Raw genomic sequence first — 16616 nt, forward strand, 5'->3', positions numbered from 1 at the left:
CGCGGCGAGCGCACATACAGATTTTGTTTCACAAAATCCCTATCCTGCCACTCATCACCACTCTTCGCTTTGTATACGGCAAAACCCTCATTTTCTCAACGTTTTTCGAGGCTTTGTGCGGTTTTCAAAGCAGTCTCGGAACACTCTCAGCGCACTATCAAGAGAGTCTCACGAGGCTCTTAGATCAACATCGAAAGCGTCTCACACAGAGACCCAGCGGACTCGCATAAAATTCTCACCGTCGCATCAGGCGCATATTAGCTCGATCTCCAAGATGCTCTCGCATCGTTGTCATAAAGGTCTTGCGTAAGGAAGGGAGTGGGTCTAAATAGTTGCCATTTTATTAGAGGCTCGCATGAAGCTCACCGGTGAGGACCTGCAGCGTCTGAAGGAGGGGATTAACGCGCTGAAGCCGAACCGTCGGCTCACGCTGCGCGAACAAATTGGCGCGATCTATGGGCCTTTGATGAAGGCGAAAGGCCGCGGACTGACGAATGCTCAACTTCTCGATTACCTCAGAGAGCAGGGCATTATGATTTCGGCTCCCTCGCTATTTCGGGTGCTGAGACAGCTTGCCGAACAAAAGGCCCGGCGCGGCTCTAAGCGGGGAAGCCATCCCTTCCGCGCGAATGGGAAAATGCGGGTGCCTACGTCATCGGAAATTACAAGGCCCGTATCCACCGGGACCATCGAGTCTGAACCTGTGCCGCGCGCGTCGTCCTTCCGCGTGCGTCGCGACCGCGATGAAATCTAGGAGATCGGCGAATGGATAAGGCGATTTACATGATCGGCGGCAGCAAGGGCGGTGTCGGCAAGTCCATGGTGACAATGGCGCTCATCCATTTTCTCACGGCGCGCGGCGAGGCGGTTGTCGTGGTCGATGCCGACACGTCAAATCCTGACGTCATGCAGAACTATGAGAAAGAGATCCCGTGCGAGGGTGTCAATCTGGACGATGCCGACGGCTGGATTCGGCTCGTCAATCTCTGTGACGAAAACGCGGACAAGACCGTTATCGTCAATACGGCGGCGCGCAACAACCAGGGGGTAGGGGCCTACGGCGTCACGCTGAGCGGCACCCTCGATGAACTGAAGCGGCGCCTGGTGACCTTGTGGGTCGTCAATCGTCAACGGGACTCCTTGGAGCTATTGCAGGATTTTCTCGAAGCGATCCCCAATTCGACCGTTCACGTCGTCAAGAACGGCTACTTCGGCGCGGATGAGAAGTTCGAGCTCTATAACGGCTCGAAGACGCGCAAAGCGATCGAGGGGAGGGGCGGCAAGAGCATCCTCTTTCCAGATATGGCGGACCGTGTGAGCGATGACCTCTACAGCAAGCGCCTCAGCATTCGAAAGGCGCTCGCCGATATGCCGATCGGCAATCGCGCCGAATTGAAACGTTGGCTCGCGCAGGTCGATGGCGTCTTTTCGGCGGTCGTGCCGAATGGCTGATGGCATGGAAGCCCACGACGCGACCGGCTTTGAAAAGCTGATCGGCCGGACGGCGACGGAAACAGAACGCCGACAGCTTCGTCGTGTGAAGGAAGTTCTCGGGCTTCGCGACAATGACGCGCTGTGGCTCGTCATCTTCGCGCTTCAATATTACGACAGCCTCTATCGCCAGTTCCCGAAGGCGATTGCCACCGAGGCGGCGGCCATCATGACGCGCACGCGCGAGACGGCGGACGCGCAAATGCGCGCCGGGGTCGAACAGGCCAAGGCCGACCTCGCCCGCGCCGTCGCGCTCGCGGCGCAAGACGTCGCGCGAGACGTGGCGCGACGGCAGGCGACGCAGTGGCTCGCCTATGGGATGGCGGTTGGCGCGGCCCTCGTCGTCACCGGAATCGCGATTGGGCGCGCGCTGGCGCCGTAAGAGGCGCCCCGGCTGTCATCGACAACGGGTTGCAGGGATGCGAACTCGACAGGGATGATGACCGAGGCCAGTCCGTACACCGTCGCTATTTTCCCGCCGCCGGCCTCCAGCCTGCCGCTGTCGCTTCCGCCACGGAGCAGAACATACGTTCTTCGGCGCCCGTGATGGTGACGCGGGCGTAGTCGCGACTGCCGGGTACGTGGAAGATTTTCTTGCCCTTGCGGTTGACGTTGCCCTTGATGGCGCAGTCCTTGGACGGCGTCGGCGCGTCCTTTGACGCCGGCTCGGCGTAAGCGGCAGAGTTGGGAAGCGGCCGGGAAACATTCCATAGCTGCTGGAAGCGCGCCTCGAAGGACTTCGCCGCAGACGGGTCGTGTAGAACGACGAGATCATTATCCTGCTGCCTGAGCCCGGAGGCCGACAGGTTGGCCGATCCCGACCGAAGAAGGCGCCCATCGACGGCATAGGACTTCAGGTGCATGTATGCGCCCGCCGGTTTCATCCGGACATCGTCGGCAATGGAGCGAAGCCGGTCGAGCGCGTGCTGCTGGCCTGGGTCTAGGACGATGCGGAGGGCGACCCCGCGCCGGCGCGCCTCGATCAACGCGTCGACGACGGCCCAGTCCGTGAGCGAGTAGACCGCCATGTCGATCTTCGCGCGCGCCAAGCGGATCAGGTCGACGTCGATGCGCTCAAGGTTTTCATCAGGCGCGTAGTGGATTTCCACATCGCCGGCGCGCACGGGCAAGAAGCCGATGCCGCAGAGGAGGGAAGCGCCAACAACGATCCGAAACCAGCGCCGGTGGATCACTGCCACTGGCTCCAGATGATAAAAATGAGGACGACGATGGCCGAGCCGATCGATGTGAATACAACCCGCCAGTTATAGCGCTCGCGGAATGGAAGCTGCCGCCAGCGCGCTTCCTCGTCGTCTTCTCGGTTTTGTTGTCCTCGCCAATCCATTGACGTATCCTTTGACGAGCAGATCCCGACCCGCCTCCACACGACGAAGTCACAATGGCAGGCGTGTTGTGGGAGCGGCAAGTCAGGACGACGGCTCCAATTTGTCACCGAAATCCAAAATATTTTCGCTGCACGCGGTCAACCATCTTCATCGCCTTCTTGCTCAACCGACGCAGCGCCACCCAGCGCGTCATAGCGACGCGACGCCAACCACTGAAGACGCAAGGCCTGTGTCAGCAATACGCGTCGTAATCCACCCTGGACCTTTCGCTCGGAGATCACCTGAGCAAGCCGCGAAATAATGAGCGCTCTTCGAGCGATCCGAAAATCGGGATGTGATCGGAGCTCGTAAACGCGATCGGAAACGATTCTCGCGCGCAAAGATCGGGGCGCTTCGACGACGAGCGACCCAGGCGGTGGATCCTTCTCGTTCAGGATCGCTTTGAACTCTGACCGATCAACCGCGCGCTGCGTGATCAATCGCTCCAAAGCATCCAGGTGCTTGCGCGCGTCAGCATCCTTGCCACTTGTCTCCTGATATTGTGGCAGCGGCCAGACCTCGATTTCGAGCACTTCGAACGGGTCAAGCACTGACATGGCAACAGCATCAGTGCGTTGATTGGTCAGGTGACGACGAATGCGCGTGCGTAGCATCTCATTCGTCTGCCCAACATAGATCGGTTCGCCGTCATAATCGAAGAAGGCGTAGACGCCCCATTTGTAATTCCCGACACGGCGAGTCTGCCCCACGGCCTCTTCGAACGATGTATCCAGAAACCTCGCCAGATTGGCTCGCAGATCCTCAGTCTCGAACGGTGGAAAGTTTATGAAATCGGGATCGCGACGAGGAGCGGGCTCGTTCGGATTAGGCATGTCGGATCGCCGTCATGTCGGAGGAATGCTCCACCACGCCTCCTCGTTCGATCGTCGTGCGCCGCATCGTCTCATCGCCGAGCGAGGCGATTTCGAAGCTGACATGATTAATCTCGTTATCGCGACCTCCAAAGCAGGAATGGAATGCAGCGAGGAGTTCGACGGTCAGCAGTGATTGCGCGCCGACTTTCGGCGCCTCAGCAGAGGGTATGGAAGACGGGAAAAGATAGATGCACGGCGGCGGCGCACAGAAAGGACCGATCACTGTCGTTCTGGCATCGCTCTCACCCAACAGCTTCGGACAGGCGCGTCCGATCGTTCCACACACCATATCCCAGATGACGAGGCCATCGACGCGCTGATTGCGCGCGATGATCTGAGCGCTTATGCGCGTATGAACCCCGGACCAGGCGTTGCGCCGCGGGTCGGCGCCGACATTGGTGCACAGGCTCCAAATGATAAATTCATCTGCGCCTTCCGGGCGCTCGAAAATTTTCGAGTTGTCGCCATCCAAACAGCCTTTCAGGTCGATGATTGCCGTTCGTCTGCTTGGTAGCGTCACAACATAGTCATGCAACACGCCGCGCTTGGCGCGGTCCCAGCCCGCGATGAAGCCTCGGTCCTCCATGTGATTGAGAACATGCTGGACGAACTCCCGCTTACCTCGCATCGCTGCGGCAAACTCTCCGCGCACCTGTTGAATAGCGCCGCGGAAAATCGGCGAGGCGTAGAAGTCTTTTTCCGCAAGCCCGTGGTCGCCGAGTTTATGCGCTTGGGTCTTGAGCACTTCAGCAAATTCTGCGATCTGCTGGCGCACGCTTGGGTCCTGCTCGCAAGGAATAACGCTCACGCGGCCTTCTCCGCCGGAGCGCACACGTCGAGAAGCGGTTCAAGCAGATAGCGCGCTAAATGCCGAACGACATCGACAGCGACGCCGTCGCCCGTCAAATGGTAAGCCTCGTTGTAATTTTTTGGCAGCTTATACGCGTCATCAAGTCCCATTAATCGGGCGGTCTCCCGCGACGAAATCAGGCGCGAACGAATCTTGTTTCCATCGACGACGACGATCGTCTGGCGGCTTGAACCGCCTGCGGGCGTCCGCAGACATCCCAAGATATCGTCAAACCGAATTTCCGCCCGTTGGACCTTGACGCCATTTTCGTCGAGGCGGGTGCGCTTATAGACCCCGCCCACCATCCGACGCCCCGAACGCTTGGCGGCTTCAACCTTCGCCTTGTTGACAGGCGACATCATCGCCAAAATTTGCTTGGTTTCAGCGGCGGTATGCCAGTCGACGCTCAAAGGATTTTCTTCGATGATATCGGCGAAAGAATTCTTGCGACGCGGCGGCGTCGGTAAATTCCACCACAGCATGTTCTTCCGGGCGCGGGAGGAAACGCTGTCAACGGCTCTGCGCAATCCCAGCGTATGAAATGGCTCGATTGGCTCCGGCGACAGGAGCGACGGGTCTATCGTCACATCGTCTCTTACGCCGATCACAAACAATCGTGGCCGGGATTGCGGCACGAACAGAGAGGCGTTGATGATCAAGGCGCCGTATCGATATCCGGCTTCGCCAAAGGTCTTGCAGATCGCTTCGAAATCTCGTCCGCCGTGGGAGGTCAGCGTGCCGCAAACATTCTCGATCGCGATAATCTTCGGCGCGCGATTGTCGTCGATCAGCCCCGTGATGACATCCCAGAACGGATAGAAGGTTCCAGAGCGCTCTCCCTTCAACCCGGCTCCGCCTCCGGCCAATGATAAATCCTGGCAGGGAAACGACCCCCAAATCAGGTCGGCGTATCCTGACAGCTCATCCACGGTGACCTGGCGAACATCGCCGACCTTGAGTTCTCCGCCCGTACCCCAGTTGGCTTGATAGGCGAGACCTTTTTTGTGATCGAAATCATTCGCGAACAGACATGTCCAATCGGACCCAAGCCCTGCCCGGGCCATCCCGCCACCGGCAAAAAACTCATAAAAATTAGGCATGACGCTTCCGCTCAATGGCTTGGTCGTCGACCAGAGCATCGTCCCGTTCGAGCTTTTCCTTGATGGCCTCGGCAATCCAGGTGTTTCTGGAGACATTGCCGGGACGCGCGCTCCGCGCTTGATCGATCGCCTCGAAGGTCTCGGGTGACAACCGAAGATTGATGCGATCCAGCGGACGAATCGCCTGATTTTTTGAAGAATCGAGCATGCAGCGAAGCTGGCGCCTTTTTGGCGCCATGTCCAGCATGTTCTATATATGTTCCGAACCGACGAGATAGCATATCGAGCCCATCTCACTTTAAATTTTCTCGTTTCCAGGTGACCTCCATGCGTTGGGCTCCGCGCTCGTTCCCCGTAAAGATCCATCGCCACCTCAATGTCGCGGACTTGGCCGACATATCGCCCGAGGAGCTCGATCAAGCGGAAGAGGAGGGCGCGCTCGCAGGCAATCGCTCCTACTGCGATCTGCGGGGCTGCGGCTGGGGCGTCGTTAGCACAGCCCTCGATATCGAGACGAAAGTGATTGACCGCCTGAAGATGGCGGATGACGTCGAAGCGGAAATGTCGGCCTTCGAAGAGGAGCGCGCGACCGCATTCGACGACGAACCCGCACTCTGGGGGCTGGATGTCGGGGTCGCCTCCGCGACAATCGCGATTTCGGCCTACGGCTCAGTCCCTGTGTCCAGCTGCAACGCAGGCGCTTTTGGCGGATGCCACTCAGCGCGCTATCCTTACGTTGCCTTTTTTCTTCCAAAGGAGTTGGCGCCTGAAATCATGCGTTGCGCCGAGGCCGCCGACATTGGGCTGCTCTGCGATGAAAGCGGACTCGCGCAAATTTATGGCCAAGGAGAAATGGATCTCGTCCGTTTCGCGCAAACTGCCTGGCAAAGAAGCGCGGCTGGCGAAGAAGAGGCCCGATGATGAATGTATTTGAGCGATCAGCGGCGCGTTAGCCTTTTTCGTGATCAAGGTGGCGACACGCCGCGCCAAGCTGATGCCGACAGAGTCTCTTGCGGCGAGCAGATCGCCGCGCCGATCAATGCGCGCCAGGCTTGGGCGCCGTCTGCTGATCGCCCCGACGAGCAATCTGAAGTTGTAAATTAGTCTGCATGTGATCGAGGGGCCGCGCGCGGCCCCTCGATCGCGTTTCAGCGGGACTTCTTGCCCTGCGGCTTCGCGGCGGGCGCTTCCGTCTTCTTCGCCGGCTTGTCGGCAAGGTGCTGAATATCCTCTACCGCGAAAGTGTAGCCGAACCGGCGCTCGCCATTAGCCGCTTTCCATTCGGTCTGCTTCGGGCGCGACGTCACTTGAACCAGGTCGCCGGATTCGAGTTTTTCGCGCGCCCATTTGATGCGCGAGTCCTGCCGGGCAAAGATCGTATGTTCGATCCACTCGGGATTGTCGATCCACTCGCCATTGCCGTTCTTATAGGGGTTGTTCGAGCAGACGGTGATAACGAGATTGGCGCCGACTTCCTTGAGCTGACCGACCCGACCGACCTGAATGTGCGTGTTGAGCTGCGACATTTCTCTCTCCTATCGTTGGGCCTCGGCCCGATGCGATGGCGGTCTGAAAGCGCCGGGGTAAGGAGACCACAGAGCCGCAAGGCCGTAAGGCTGCAGCGGGCAAGCAAAGCGCTGCGCGCCGGCCGCGACGGAGAATTTTGAAAGGGCGCGCAGCGCCCATGCGCGAGGAATTGCCGCATAGCGGCAAGGGGAAAATTCTTCGGCGCAGGCGCCGACGTGGCTCCGCCGGCGCTAGACAAGCCAGTAAAGAGCAACGGGCGAAGGCCCGACATGGCAAGAGAGATCTGTGCAAAGTTCGACACACAATCAGGTCAGTCGAATTGTCCGCCGAGCCTCGGGCCTCTTCGTTCTCACACCATCGCGCAATGCCGAGAATTGGCTTGGCCATGATCGATCCCGCGTGGCCGTATCAATAATGCCATGACGCGTCGTTCAAATGGGCTGATTATGAGAAGCCCGGCGCCTATTGAGTGACGGCCCCTACGCCGCGCAAACAGTCGACGCGGCTTGGGCGCGTGCACATCCGAAGCGTAAGGAAGCGAGTAAGAGACGAAGCCATGTCGCCGCGGGATGCGCCTGTTGCGCGCAATCGAAGAATGGGCGACGTTGCGCTTTGTCCGCGACGCGGGGGCAGGCGGCTATCCAAATATTGGTCGATCTTATGCATGGTGTTGCGATGAACGAGATTGTTTTAGCGGACGCCGATAGAGAAGGTGAAACGATGACGGCGCGCGTCATACGCTATGATCGGGAGCAACGTCGCCTCGAACTGGTGGTGCCCAACACGACTGTTGTTTTTACACTTTACGGCGATGGCGAACGCTTCACGGGAGCGCTCGGCGGCCGAAGCTTCTACTGGGATGCGCCGCGCGCCGAGCCTGCGAAAAAGCGGGTGAAGCGTTAGCCCCGGGGCGCATCCCAATTGTCGTCACGAATTCGGCATTTTCAGCAGCTCCTTATAGCCCTGCTGCGTCATCCATCGTGCGCGGGCATAATGGCTGTGATAGACGCGCCGCGCACGTTCACGGTCGACGTCGGGATCAATGTTGAGGACGATCCGGCTCGCCTCCTCCCAGCCGGCGCCATCGCGCGCCGCATCGAGCAGGCGGAGATATACGATCATATGCGAGAGATCGTAGTCGGTCAGCTCGAGCGTCGTCGGCGCTACCTCTGCGACCGTGTTGGACTGATTGGGGATCACGGTTGGCCTCCGTTAAAGCGCAGCCTATGCTTTGATCGCTCATCGTAAGGCTACAGCCGCAAGGTAGCCGATAGCGCCGATATGTGGCGGCATTCAGGGTGCGCGGAGCGACAAGCGCAGCCACGCGTCGCGACGCTATGCAGCGGCTGGCGAGCGATCGGGGCAAGCTGTGCGAACGACACGCGGCTCCTGTCGCGTACAGTAATCGAACCGCGACAGAGCGCCAGGATGGATAGCGCGACCGACTTGGTGGTCGCGAGGGGAGGTTCACGTGACAGGGAGCGAAAAGCGGAATGGGTGTTGGTCTCGTCCCGGCCGGAAATCTACGCGAGCGCATGAATGGCCATAGTCCCCGATGCGAGCGTAGAGACGCCAAAGGGCTATTACCCGGCCCGCCTTTCGGAAAATTGCGACCTCTGGTCCGAGTGAGCATAGCGACGGCGCGCCGCGCGCCGACACGAGGCCAGTGCGAGCCCGACAGGCGGGCGCTGTGATCGGCGCCGTAGCCGAGCCAACACGGATAGTGCTTGAATTCGCGCACACAATCATGCAGGCGTATCTCGTCGCACGTGAATTACGAAAATTAAACAACGATCAATGCCGGCTTTTCACCTGAACAGCAAGCGTTTGGCGAAAGATATCAACGACGCCTTGTTCGATACTCTTCTCGAAGGTCTGGTGCTTTGCAGCCGCTGTGCGACCGTCCTCAACGGAATGGTTCATGGCGCGCAACGCAATCTCCAAGCCTTCCCGTTTTGAGGTCGCCTGGATGCCCGACGTGTCGGCCGCAGCTGATTACGCGGCGTTTTCTTCACCCCCATCAGTCCGGCTTAAGAGGTCGAAAACGTTGGCGACGACGTCCACGCCGTAAATCGTCTTGCCGTCCTTCTCATAGGATGTTTCAGCAACGCGACATTCGGCGTAGATCGGCGCGCCCTTCCTGACATTCTTCAACACGAAAGCCGAGTCGCGCTCATTCAAGACGGTGACCGTAACCCAGTCGGTCTTCTCAATGCGCTCGCGCGATTTCTTGTCGGTCCAACTCCGGTTCGTCGCCACGCTGATCTTGGCGATTTTGCCATCATCGAACCCCTTGGGCTCTTGCCCAACATAGCCTCGTAGGATGAAAAGATTGGTTGTTCTCATTGCGTCTCTCCAATCATGCGAACTGATCATCGTCCGATTTCCACGACGGAAATGCCGCGCGCCGGTTAGCATTTTATTAGAAGCATGGCGATAATGTGATTGTCTCGAACAGGGATTTTGGCATTAACATAAAGCCGCGCGCAGCGGCAGGCTTCGTGCGCTCAGCCTGCGGGAAGTCAAACACGAACCCTTTGCCTCGACGCCGCCGCAAGGTCGGTCAAGAGGAAAGGCGCCGCCGGCGCCGATGCGAGGATGCTCGGTCGATCAGGGCTCGGCCCAAACGCGGCACGATCAAGCTGAGAAGGGACACGGCCGTTTGAAGGAACGGATTGATACGCTCGATGAATTGCGGGCTTTGGCGATCGGCGCTGTGATGCTGTCGCATTTCGCGCTCGCCTTCGGCTCGCAATCGATCGTCGCGTTCTGGCTCAACCTTCCTGATCTCAGCGTCGGCGTCGATCTGTTCTTTGTGATTTCAGGTTTCCTGATCTTCCAGAATCTCGCCGATCTGGCAGAATCGGCCAACACTTTCACGCGAGTTGTCGGGGCCTTCTATGCGCGCCGGGTGACCCGGGTCGCGCTTCCGGCGTGGACGATCCTCGCAGTGATCGCGCTGGCCGATCTTGAACCCCCAGCGTCGAGCGCCAACGACTTTTGGGCGGCGTCGGCGTTCGTTGCCAACGTCCATTGGGCGCGATGTGAGATCGACGCCCGCTGCGGCGACGCGCTCGCGACATCTCACTTCTGGTCGCTGGCGAGCGAAGCACAATTCTATTTCCTGGCGCCAGCGCTTCTGCTAGCGCGAGCGCGCGCGCCGCTCTACGTGGTTATCACAGCCATTCTGCTTCTCGCGCTTATTCCCCACCCGCACGGCTCCCTGCTCTGGGCGCTGCGCCCGGAAGCGCTTTTGCTTGGCGCGGCGCTCGCCAGCGAGGTGCGGCGGCGCGCCACCTGGCTGGTGAAGGCGCCGCCGGTGACCGCTGGAGTGGCTGCATGGTGGAGTCTGGTCGCGTCCATGATGGCGCGAATTGCAATTGGCCCCTTCTCGGGGTTGGCGTGGGCGCTGGTCGCGCTGATCAGCGCCGGCGTTGTTCTGGGACGCCTTAAAGGCCCGCCCATCGCGGGCCCTGTCGGCAATGCCGTTCGTAGGGCCGGCCGGGTGTCGTTTTCGGTCTATCTCGTCCACCTGCCGCTGATCGGCGTCGCGGCGGAATCATTTGCCGCCAAGATCGGTGTAACGCCTGCTGTCTTTGGCGCTCTGGCCGCGATCGCCGCCGCGACGATCGTGGTCGAGTTCGCGATCGTACAGCCGGCGGCGCAGCTCGGCCGAGCCTGGAGCGCGCGCATCGCTCTTAAAGAAGCGCCAATGAGAAGCAGCCGCGCAAAAATTCGGTCGAGCGCCATGTGAGGGCGAACGCTCTTCTGCGGCAACGGCGCTTGCGAAAGTACCGCTGCAATGCGATCGCCACGGCTCAACAAATCTCGACGGAATGCGTTGCCGGTGAAGCGTACTCCCAGAATTTCAATTTGAGCCGCATGTCGCTCATCAGCACGACGGGCGTCCACGCATGTCGACAATCGCGTTCGACCGCAGATTTGTTCCACAGCTTCGAACACGTAGCCGCAGGCGCGCCGCCTTAGGGGCCTGGCATCGAACAATTGCCGAATTATCGCCTTAACAATTCGCAACGCTTGCAGCGCTTCCTGTAGCATACCGATCACGCGCTCAGAGCACGAGACGACCGGACATTTGGTTTGATGCGGCACAATGTGAGTTTGCGAAAGAGAAGGACTGACCATGGACGCGTCTGGTGTCCGTCGTTGCGCCTGTACTTCCCACGAATTTTCCGAGTTTCGCGGAAGGCCGCCAAAGGAGCGCGCCAAAAGGACCCGCAAACGCTCCAACATATCGCTTACACGCTTGATCCGAGCGCCATGGCGGCAATCCGTGGGTGCGTTGTCGATGAAATCGATCACCTCCACCACGAAGTATCGCATTCGCTAATCCTCCGATATCACTGGTCAAGATCGCTCGCCAGTTCTTATCTTGAGGGCGTCGAAGACGTCATGGACCCATGCAACAGCTCAGAACTTTTCGAAGTCGATGACGCGATATTCACGCTCACCGAGCGGCCGACGCGCGTGGACTGGCCAGCGCCGATGATCATCTATGTCGCAGAGATTTACGACACACAAAGTGAGATCTGCGCCGAACATTTTGAAGTTATCGTTGGTCCGGATGGACGGCCCGAGCCCCGAGAATTGCTCGGGGCATAATCGGCGTCTTCGCTACGATCTCAGCGAGCGCTGGCGAGGCGATCGAAGCGTCTTGGACATCGATGTGGACGGGGCTCGACGAGAGCGAGCTAATCCGATAATGCGGTTTTGGAATTATCCCAGTTGGGATATTCGACTTAACTAGATGCGCGGCTCGAAGCCGTTAAAAGTTTCTTCAGCCGAACTCCGTCTAAATCATCGAACCAATGGCCTGGGACGAGAGCATGAGCGAGAAGGCGGATCTTGAGAAAAAAGCCGTCGGGACGCTGCAGCGCTATCGCGAAGCATATGCCAGGGCCGAGGCGCTGGAACAGGAGGCGGCGGCGGCGCGCCAGGACGTTTTTACAAGGCTCAATCGCTTGGAAATCGCGAAGGCCAAGGAAGTGGCTGTGCGCGTGAGACCCGAAATCGTCGCTGCCGACCAGGCCGCCATTTGCAGGCTGACTGAAATCCGCATCGCCTTGAGCGAAGCGACCGCGGAGCTAGATTCGGCCTTCCGGACCCTCGCCGCCTTGGATGAGCAGTTGGGCTATATCCCTGGTGTCAGCGTCGCGAAACCTAATGGGAGCTACGTTGGAGGCAGTGCCGAAGAAAACGGCGAACTCCCTTGACCCACGGCTCTCGCGCTGCCTGCGATGCGGTGGGCTAGAGTCATTCTTGCATCCCCTAGGGGTTCCCGAAATTCTGCGCCCCTACAGGTCGCGGCGCCTTCCTCTTCGATGCGCCTTCGAATCCGCGTCCGTCCACACACGAAGACGCCCGCCTAGGCCGATGGCGGCACGGATCGAATATACACTCTTGCTAACCTGCGCGCGGCGTGGCGTCACGGATACGTCAATCCTGAAGCTGTTGCCTCGCCCCATACCGATCCGCCAAACGTTAGCCCTGCGGCGTGAACGCATCCGATCGGATGTCTTTCATGCTGGCTCCGCGCATGAAGAAATCACGCTTCAGCCGTTTCACCAGATTTTCGCCGCCACACAGAAAAATTGCGCTGTCCTTGACGTTTTGCTCTGCGTGCAGGGCTGTCGCCGCAACGTCTCCTCCGGCCGGAGCATTTGGATCAAGCAGGCATGGTCGGTAGTCGACATGCGCCCGCGTCCGGCTCAGCGCTTTCAGCTCTTCATCAAGATAGAGGCCATCACGGCTGCGTGCGCCGTGGTAAAGACGAATTGGACCGAGATGGCCCCGCTTCAGAGCGTCTCGCAACACGCCATAGAGTGGCGCAAGACCCGTCCCGGCGCCGATCAGCAGCAGGCGCTGCTCCTCGTGGACGCCTTCGTAAAAGCATGTCCCGGACGGACCCGCGACATGCAAGCGGTCGCCCGGCTTGAATTCTCCCAGCCGTCGGCTCATTCGGCCATTTTCATACAGTCGGATATGCATCTCGAGAAATGGATCGTCCTCGGGATGGCTCGCGAGCGAGTAATGACGTCTTAAATCGCCATCCGCGACAAGTTCGAGGAACTGCCCTGGCCGATACGCAAAATCATCTGCATCGACACGCAGTCGGATCACATCCGGCGCGAGCGGGTCAATCGCTCGAATGACTGCATCCCGACGCGCTCCGACGTCCTCCGGCCGCGTAATCGTCAGCGGCGACGTCGGCAAACAGACACAGGGCAGAAAAAAGCCGAGCGCCTTCTGACCCTCTGTCAAGCCAACTTGCGACTCTGGCGGAGGGACGCCTTCGACCGCGCGATGCAGACAAGTCTGACAATTGCCGGACCGGCACGACGAAGGCGCGTCGATGCCGGCGCGCTCCAGCGCTTCAAGCACAGTTTCACCTAGCCTGAGTTCGACCGAACGATCCTCGAACTTCAGCATCGGATCAACGGTTCAGTACGTCATCACGAACGGAATTTGCAATCGCCGCGACTTCCTTAACCTCTTTTTCTGGCACGCCAAGGTCACGGAGCGTGTAGTTCAGATTTTCGATTACCGCATCGACATGCGAATCATTGAGACCCTTCGCAACGAGACGCTTGTGCGCATTGCGCATGTCGGCTCCCGTGTAATTATTTGGACCCCCAAACGCCATGGTCAGGAATGATTTCTGTTTGGCGATTTGCTGATCGATGTCGACGCCGTCAAAAAACTGCGCGATGCGACCGTCCGCGAGAACCTTGCGATAAAAAAGCTCAACTGCGGCATTAACGGCGTTCTCGCCCCCGAGGCGCTCGTAGAGATTTGACATGCCTTGCGTTCTCCCTGTTGCCGACCTTAGCGAGCCAACTTTTTCGGCTCGGACGTCACTTAGACGCCGCGGCGCGGAGAATCTTACCTCGACCGGCGAGATTTTTTCGCTCGGAGAATGCCTCCCGCAGGAAATTCAATCATATAAGAAAAGCGTGACGAAATTCGTAATGTCGCCGCTGACTCGATCGATAAGCCCCGGGACGAGCGCGCCGGCTCACCCGCGATCGGCCGCCTTTTCGGCGCGCACAAGCGCCAGCAATCCGAGATACACCTCTTCGCATTCGGGACATTGATGCATGTGGTGACGAACCTCGGGGAGGGTGGCGGCGGCGTCCAAGCCGGAGGCTTCCAACTCGGCGTAGCGCGGTAGACTATCGAAATAATCCGTACACGACATCTCTTCCCCGCTTTTGGCGGCGAAGATCGTATCAAGCAGGCGGGCAAATTCCTTTTGTTTCATTCCTAGCTTCCGGACTCAACCGCATTTGAGACGCTCTGAGACGGGAAAATCTTACCATCATCGCTGAGATAAGTTTTGCGCTGGGGCGAGTCGAACGTAGCTATGATATCCTGATGCGTAACGCCTTCGGAAAGTAGCGCGGCCTTGAGGCGTTTTCGTGCATCATGAATAAGCTTGTATATGCTATTGCGATTGCCGCCGAGCCACTCGGCGACAAGATCAAGCGGCATGCACTGAAAAGCGTGAGCGACAAGCGCTTTTCGCTGGAGTGGCGTCAAAGAGTTCTCGATAAGGCGGACCAACAAAGCCCACGCTTGTCGCCGTTCCAGACTACGCTCGGGTTCTGGAGCATCGGTCGGCCAGACCGGCATATCTTCGCCAAGACGCGCGCTATTCACGACCGCCTTCCGCCAGCGTCGTCGTCGAAGCTCCCCAAGAGTGACGCGAACCGCGATCGAATAGGCCCATGTCGTAAATTTGCTCTCGCCACGAAATTGATCGAGCTTCGACTGAATGAGGATAATGGCCTCCTGGGCGCAGTCCTCCGCCGTTTGATGCAAATCGTGGCCGAGCGACCAACCTCCAGGCGTTTCATTTCGCGAGAGAAATTTGATGATCGCACCAAGCACGAGCTCACGCAGCTCAGCCAGCGCGACAGCCTGATTCTGATCGCCTGCCCGTAGGGCCAATAACCACTCGGCGTTTGATCGTTGTCTCATTTCGCAGTACGGATGACAGACAGGAAAACGGCTTGCGCGCAAAGGTTAGCATCAACATCGAAGCGACGCTATCCATAGGTCCTCCGACGCTTGGAGAGCCCTCTCCGGTCGGAAGAGATTTGGATCGGCGCTCGAGAAAAATCGCCCAGCGGTTGACGCGGTCCCGCACGCCGAGCGGATGAGCCCGTCTGAACTCACGATCAGATCGGGAGGCCTCCCCCCGACCGACCCGGGGCGCGCGTTATATTTGGCTCGGGACGCGGCCGGCGCCAACCCGACGAATGGCTGAAGACCAAGTGAGCTTGCAGAGTTCGACTGCCGGCGCGAAGTTTCAAACCTCCGGCCGGCAGTTAGTTGCTAAGCGCTTGAAGCAGCCCCAATTGGCCGGCACTGATCCAAGGAACGAGCAAGCACGCCGATTTGCCTCAACAGTTCTCGCGCTGGAATTCCCTCGGCGTCGATCGCTGCCTACTGCAGCCTCTCTGCAAAGGCGGTTCGGTTGAACAGTTTTTTTCTCGGTTTTTTCCGCGTGCTCAAATTTTTTTCTCATTATCGGGGCGTGGCGGCGGTCACGCCCTCGCTGGTTGCACGAATGGAATCCTGTTATAAGGGTCTTACCGGAAGCACGGCGATCATGCCCGGTATCAGGGCGTGCCGGTGAGATTGGCGGACACCGGCAAGCGGGGGCGGCGGCGACCTGGCTTTTTCGTGCGGAGCAGCTGGAGAACGGCGCGACCGTGGATGAACCGGCGGGGAGTCTTGCTCCTTATTTCTGCGCCGCTTCCAAATGGGTCAACGCCTCTATGGCGTGTCCGATTGCGGTGGTGGCGTTCTCTTTCTTGCCTTCCACAATCGATGCCTTCAACTGCATTATTCCTTCCTTAATGTGCGGATTGTTCATCGCCTTTTCGGCAGCTTCAGCATGCTTGAGCGCGGCTTCGGCGTGCGTCACCAACACATCCGCGTGACCTCGTTTACCATGGTCGATCGCTTCCTCGGTGTAGCTGATCGCCTCGGTCAAATGATCTTCGGCGAGCGCGAGGCGGGGCGCGAAGAATGCCGAGAAACCAAGACCCAGCGCGAGTGCGAAAATTCTGCGTTTCATTGGAAGTGTCTCCGTGAACATTCCGGAAGGGAATCATACTATTGATGACTGGCGCATGAATTCGAGATTGGATAAGGGCTCCATCTCGCCGTCCTGGCCGCGCTTTGGCGGGGTGCCTGCCGCAGGTGACGAATGGATGGCCCGCGGGACCGATCGGGCAAGCCGGAAGGCCGTATCGATACCTTATGCTGAGCCTATCCGAATTTTGTCAGTCTTCCCGAAACCGCGACGCTACCTAAGAGCCGTGGAACGAGCGCCGTTCACATATTGGAGCGCAGGCTA

22 protein-coding genes are annotated in these 16616 nt (G+C 59.0%); 9 read left to right on the forward strand and 13 right to left on the reverse strand.

The window, feature by feature from the left end:
• Positions 1-355: 355 nt before the first annotated feature.
• From IYY11_RS04780 to IYY11_RS04790, 3 genes are read left to right on the forward strand one after another with little or no spacing between them, the layout of a single operon-like run.
• Positions 356-754, forward strand: coding sequence for a hypothetical protein (locus tag IYY11_RS04780; RefSeq protein ID WP_124740535.1), 399 nt, complete (start codon positions 356-358; stop codon positions 752-754).
• 11 nt (positions 755-765) lie between these two features.
• A complete protein-coding gene (locus IYY11_RS04785; RefSeq protein WP_124740536.1) occupies positions 766-1452 on the forward strand; it encodes a P-loop NTPase in 687 nt (228 codons plus the stop codon).
• Between the two features lie 4 nt (positions 1453-1456).
• A complete protein-coding gene (locus tag IYY11_RS04790; protein ID WP_124740537.1) occupies positions 1457-1873 on the forward strand; it encodes a hypothetical protein in 417 nt (138 codons plus the stop codon).
• Positions 1874-1958: 85 nt separating this feature from the next.
• Here the strand turns inward: IYY11_RS04790 and IYY11_RS04795 are convergent, their stop codons facing one another.
• From IYY11_RS04795 to IYY11_RS04810, 5 genes are all read right to left on the reverse strand, one after another.
• Positions 1959-2690, reverse strand: coding sequence for a phospholipase D-like domain-containing protein (locus IYY11_RS04795; RefSeq protein WP_245435135.1), 732 nt, complete (start codon positions 2688-2690; stop codon positions 1959-1961).
• Positions 2681-2836: a hypothetical protein gene (locus IYY11_RS22375; RefSeq protein WP_164479496.1), complete on the reverse strand. Its 156-nt coding sequence runs from the start codon at positions 2834-2836 to the stop codon at positions 2681-2683. Before IYY11_RS22375 ends, IYY11_RS04795 begins: the two co-directional genes overlap by 10 nt.
• A 138-nt stretch (positions 2837-2974) precedes the next feature.
• Positions 2975-3709 carry a GIY-YIG nuclease family protein gene (locus IYY11_RS04800; RefSeq protein ID WP_124740538.1) on the reverse strand — a complete coding sequence of 245 codons (735 nt, stop codon included), beginning with the start codon at positions 3707-3709 and terminating at the stop codon, positions 2975-2977.
• Complete coding sequence (locus IYY11_RS04805; RefSeq protein WP_210330475.1) at positions 3702-4526, reverse strand: hypothetical protein; 825 nt, start codon at positions 4524-4526, stop codon at positions 3702-3704. The genes IYY11_RS04800 and IYY11_RS04805 overlap by 8 nt, the downstream gene beginning before the upstream one ends.
• Positions 4527-4555: 29 nt before the next feature.
• Positions 4556-6067, reverse strand: a complete 1512-nt coding sequence (locus IYY11_RS04810; protein ID WP_312029698.1) for a DNA cytosine methyltransferase — start codon at positions 6065-6067, stop codon at positions 4556-4558.
• 21 nt (positions 6068-6088) lie between these two features.
• On the opposite strand from IYY11_RS04810, the gene IYY11_RS04815 reads away from it, so the two are divergent.
• Positions 6089-6622: a hypothetical protein gene (locus IYY11_RS04815; RefSeq protein WP_154454023.1), complete on the forward strand. Its 534-nt coding sequence runs from the start codon at positions 6089-6091 to the stop codon at positions 6620-6622.
• Between the two features lie 3 nt (positions 6623-6625).
• A complete protein-coding gene (locus tag IYY11_RS04820) occupies positions 6626-6805 on the forward strand; it encodes a hypothetical protein (protein ID WP_154454022.1) in 180 nt (59 codons plus the stop codon).
• Between the two features lie 44 nt (positions 6806-6849).
• On the opposite strand, the gene IYY11_RS04825 is transcribed toward IYY11_RS04820, so the two are convergent.
• Positions 6850-7227, reverse strand: a complete 378-nt coding sequence (locus IYY11_RS04825) for a single-stranded DNA-binding protein (RefSeq protein ID WP_124740542.1) — start codon at positions 7225-7227, stop codon at positions 6850-6852.
• A 649-nt stretch (positions 7228-7876) separates the two neighbouring features.
• On the opposite strand from IYY11_RS04825, the gene IYY11_RS04830 reads away from it, so the two are divergent.
• The gene (locus tag IYY11_RS04830; RefSeq protein ID WP_124740543.1) at positions 7877-8131 is read left to right on the forward strand and encodes a hypothetical protein; all 255 of its coding nucleotides are present in this window, start codon (positions 7877-7879) and stop codon (positions 8129-8131) included.
• A gap of 24 nt (positions 8132-8155) precedes the next feature.
• On the opposite strand, the gene IYY11_RS04835 is transcribed toward IYY11_RS04830, so the two are convergent.
• Together IYY11_RS04835 and IYY11_RS04845 are read right to left on the reverse strand one after the other, a co-directional pair.
• Positions 8156-8428, reverse strand: a complete 273-nt coding sequence (locus IYY11_RS04835) for a DNA -binding domain-containing protein (protein ID WP_124740544.1) — start codon at positions 8426-8428, stop codon at positions 8156-8158.
• Positions 8429-9223: 795 nt separating this feature from the next.
• A complete protein-coding gene (locus IYY11_RS04845; RefSeq protein WP_124740545.1) occupies positions 9224-9574 on the reverse strand; it encodes a single-stranded DNA-binding protein in 351 nt (116 codons plus the stop codon).
• Between the two features lie 316 nt (positions 9575-9890).
• On the opposite strand from IYY11_RS04845, the gene IYY11_RS04850 reads away from it, so the two are divergent.
• The 3 genes from IYY11_RS04850 to IYY11_RS04860 all read left to right on the forward strand — a co-directional run bounded on the left by IYY11_RS04850 (position 9891) and on the right by IYY11_RS04860 (position 12462).
• Positions 9891-10982, forward strand: coding sequence for an acyltransferase (locus IYY11_RS04850; protein WP_164479497.1), 1092 nt, complete (start codon positions 9891-9893; stop codon positions 10980-10982).
• 659 nt (positions 10983-11641) lie between these two features.
• Positions 11642-11851, forward strand: coding sequence for a hypothetical protein (locus IYY11_RS04855; RefSeq protein WP_124740547.1), 210 nt, complete (start codon positions 11642-11644; stop codon positions 11849-11851).
• Between the two features lie 224 nt (positions 11852-12075).
• The gene (locus tag IYY11_RS04860; RefSeq protein WP_124740548.1) at positions 12076-12462 is read left to right on the forward strand and encodes a hypothetical protein; all 387 of its coding nucleotides are present in this window, start codon (positions 12076-12078) and stop codon (positions 12460-12462) included.
• A gap of 268 nt (positions 12463-12730) precedes the next feature.
• On the opposite strand, the gene IYY11_RS04865 is transcribed toward IYY11_RS04860, so the two are convergent.
• From IYY11_RS04865 to smbP, 5 genes are all read right to left on the reverse strand, one after another.
• Entirely contained in the window at positions 12731-13678 is a 948-nt protein-coding gene (locus IYY11_RS04865) for a 2Fe-2S iron-sulfur cluster binding domain-containing protein (RefSeq protein WP_124740549.1), read from the reverse strand.
• Between the two features lie 4 nt (positions 13679-13682).
• Positions 13683-14048, reverse strand: a complete 366-nt coding sequence (locus tag IYY11_RS04870) for a group 1 truncated hemoglobin (RefSeq protein WP_124740550.1) — start codon at positions 14046-14048, stop codon at positions 13683-13685.
• Between the two features lie 216 nt (positions 14049-14264).
• Complete coding sequence (locus IYY11_RS04875; RefSeq protein WP_018409358.1) at positions 14265-14510, reverse strand: hypothetical protein; 246 nt, start codon at positions 14508-14510, stop codon at positions 14265-14267.
• A 2-nt stretch (positions 14511-14512) separates the two neighbouring features.
• On the reverse strand, positions 14513-15229 hold the full coding sequence (locus tag IYY11_RS04880) for an RNA polymerase sigma factor (RefSeq protein ID WP_245435137.1): 717 nt from the start codon (positions 15227-15229) through the stop codon (positions 14513-14515).
• 766 nt (positions 15230-15995) lie between these two features.
• The gene (gene smbP / locus IYY11_RS04885) at positions 15996-16334 is read right to left on the reverse strand and encodes a small metal-binding protein SmbP (protein WP_124740551.1); all 339 of its coding nucleotides are present in this window, start codon (positions 16332-16334) and stop codon (positions 15996-15998) included.
• Positions 16335-16616: the final 282 nt, after the last annotated feature.

This window comes from Methylocystis sp. H62 (assembly GCF_015709515.1).
Taxonomy (GTDB): domain Bacteria; phylum Pseudomonadota; class Alphaproteobacteria; order Rhizobiales; family Beijerinckiaceae; genus Methylocystis.

Excerpts from the sequence above, each read along its gene's own strand:
- IYY11_RS04780 (WP_124740535.1), top strand. The coding sequence starts at position 356 with ATGAAGCTCACCGGTGAGGACCTGCAGCGTCTGAAGGAGGGGATTAAC.
- IYY11_RS04785 (WP_124740536.1), top strand. The coding sequence starts at position 766 with ATGGATAAGGCGATTTACATGATCGGCGGCAGCAAGGGCGGTGTCGGC.
- IYY11_RS04790 (WP_124740537.1), top strand. The coding sequence starts at position 1,457 with ATGGAAGCCCACGACGCGACCGGCTTTGAAAAGCTGATCGGCCGGACG.
- IYY11_RS22375 (WP_164479496.1), bottom strand. The coding sequence starts at position 2,836 with ATGGATTGGCGAGGACAACAAAACCGAGAAGACGACGAGGAAGCGCGC.
- IYY11_RS04800 (WP_124740538.1), bottom strand. The coding sequence starts at position 3,709 with ATGCCTAATCCGAACGAGCCCGCTCCTCGTCGCGATCCCGATTTCATA.
- IYY11_RS04810 (WP_312029698.1), bottom strand. The coding sequence starts at position 6,067 with ATGGATCTTTACGGGGAACGAGCGCGGAGCCCAACGCATGGAGGTCAC.
- IYY11_RS04820 (WP_154454022.1), top strand. The coding sequence starts at position 6,626 with ATGTATTTGAGCGATCAGCGGCGCGTTAGCCTTTTTCGTGATCAAGGT.
- IYY11_RS04825 (WP_124740542.1), bottom strand. The coding sequence starts at position 7,227 with ATGTCGCAGCTCAACACGCACATTCAGGTCGGTCGGGTCGGTCAGCTC.
- IYY11_RS04845 (WP_124740545.1), bottom strand. The coding sequence starts at position 9,574 with ATGAGAACAACCAATCTTTTCATCCTACGAGGCTATGTTGGGCAAGAG.
- IYY11_RS04855 (WP_124740547.1), top strand. The coding sequence starts at position 11,642 with ATGGACCCATGCAACAGCTCAGAACTTTTCGAAGTCGATGACGCGATA.
- IYY11_RS04860 (WP_124740548.1), top strand. The coding sequence starts at position 12,076 with ATGAGCGAGAAGGCGGATCTTGAGAAAAAAGCCGTCGGGACGCTGCAG.
- IYY11_RS04865 (WP_124740549.1), bottom strand. The coding sequence starts at position 13,678 with ATGCTGAAGTTCGAGGATCGTTCGGTCGAACTCAGGCTAGGTGAAACT.
- IYY11_RS04870 (WP_124740550.1), bottom strand. The coding sequence starts at position 14,048 with ATGTCAAATCTCTACGAGCGCCTCGGGGGCGAGAACGCCGTTAATGCC.
- IYY11_RS04875 (WP_018409358.1), bottom strand. The coding sequence starts at position 14,510 with ATGAAACAAAAGGAATTTGCCCGCCTGCTTGATACGATCTTCGCCGCC.
- IYY11_RS04880 (WP_245435137.1), bottom strand. The coding sequence starts at position 15,229 with ATGAGACAACGATCAAACGCCGAGTGGTTATTGGCCCTACGGGCAGGC.
- smbP (WP_124740551.1), bottom strand. The coding sequence starts at position 16,334 with ATGAAACGCAGAATTTTCGCACTCGCGCTGGGTCTTGGTTTCTCGGCA.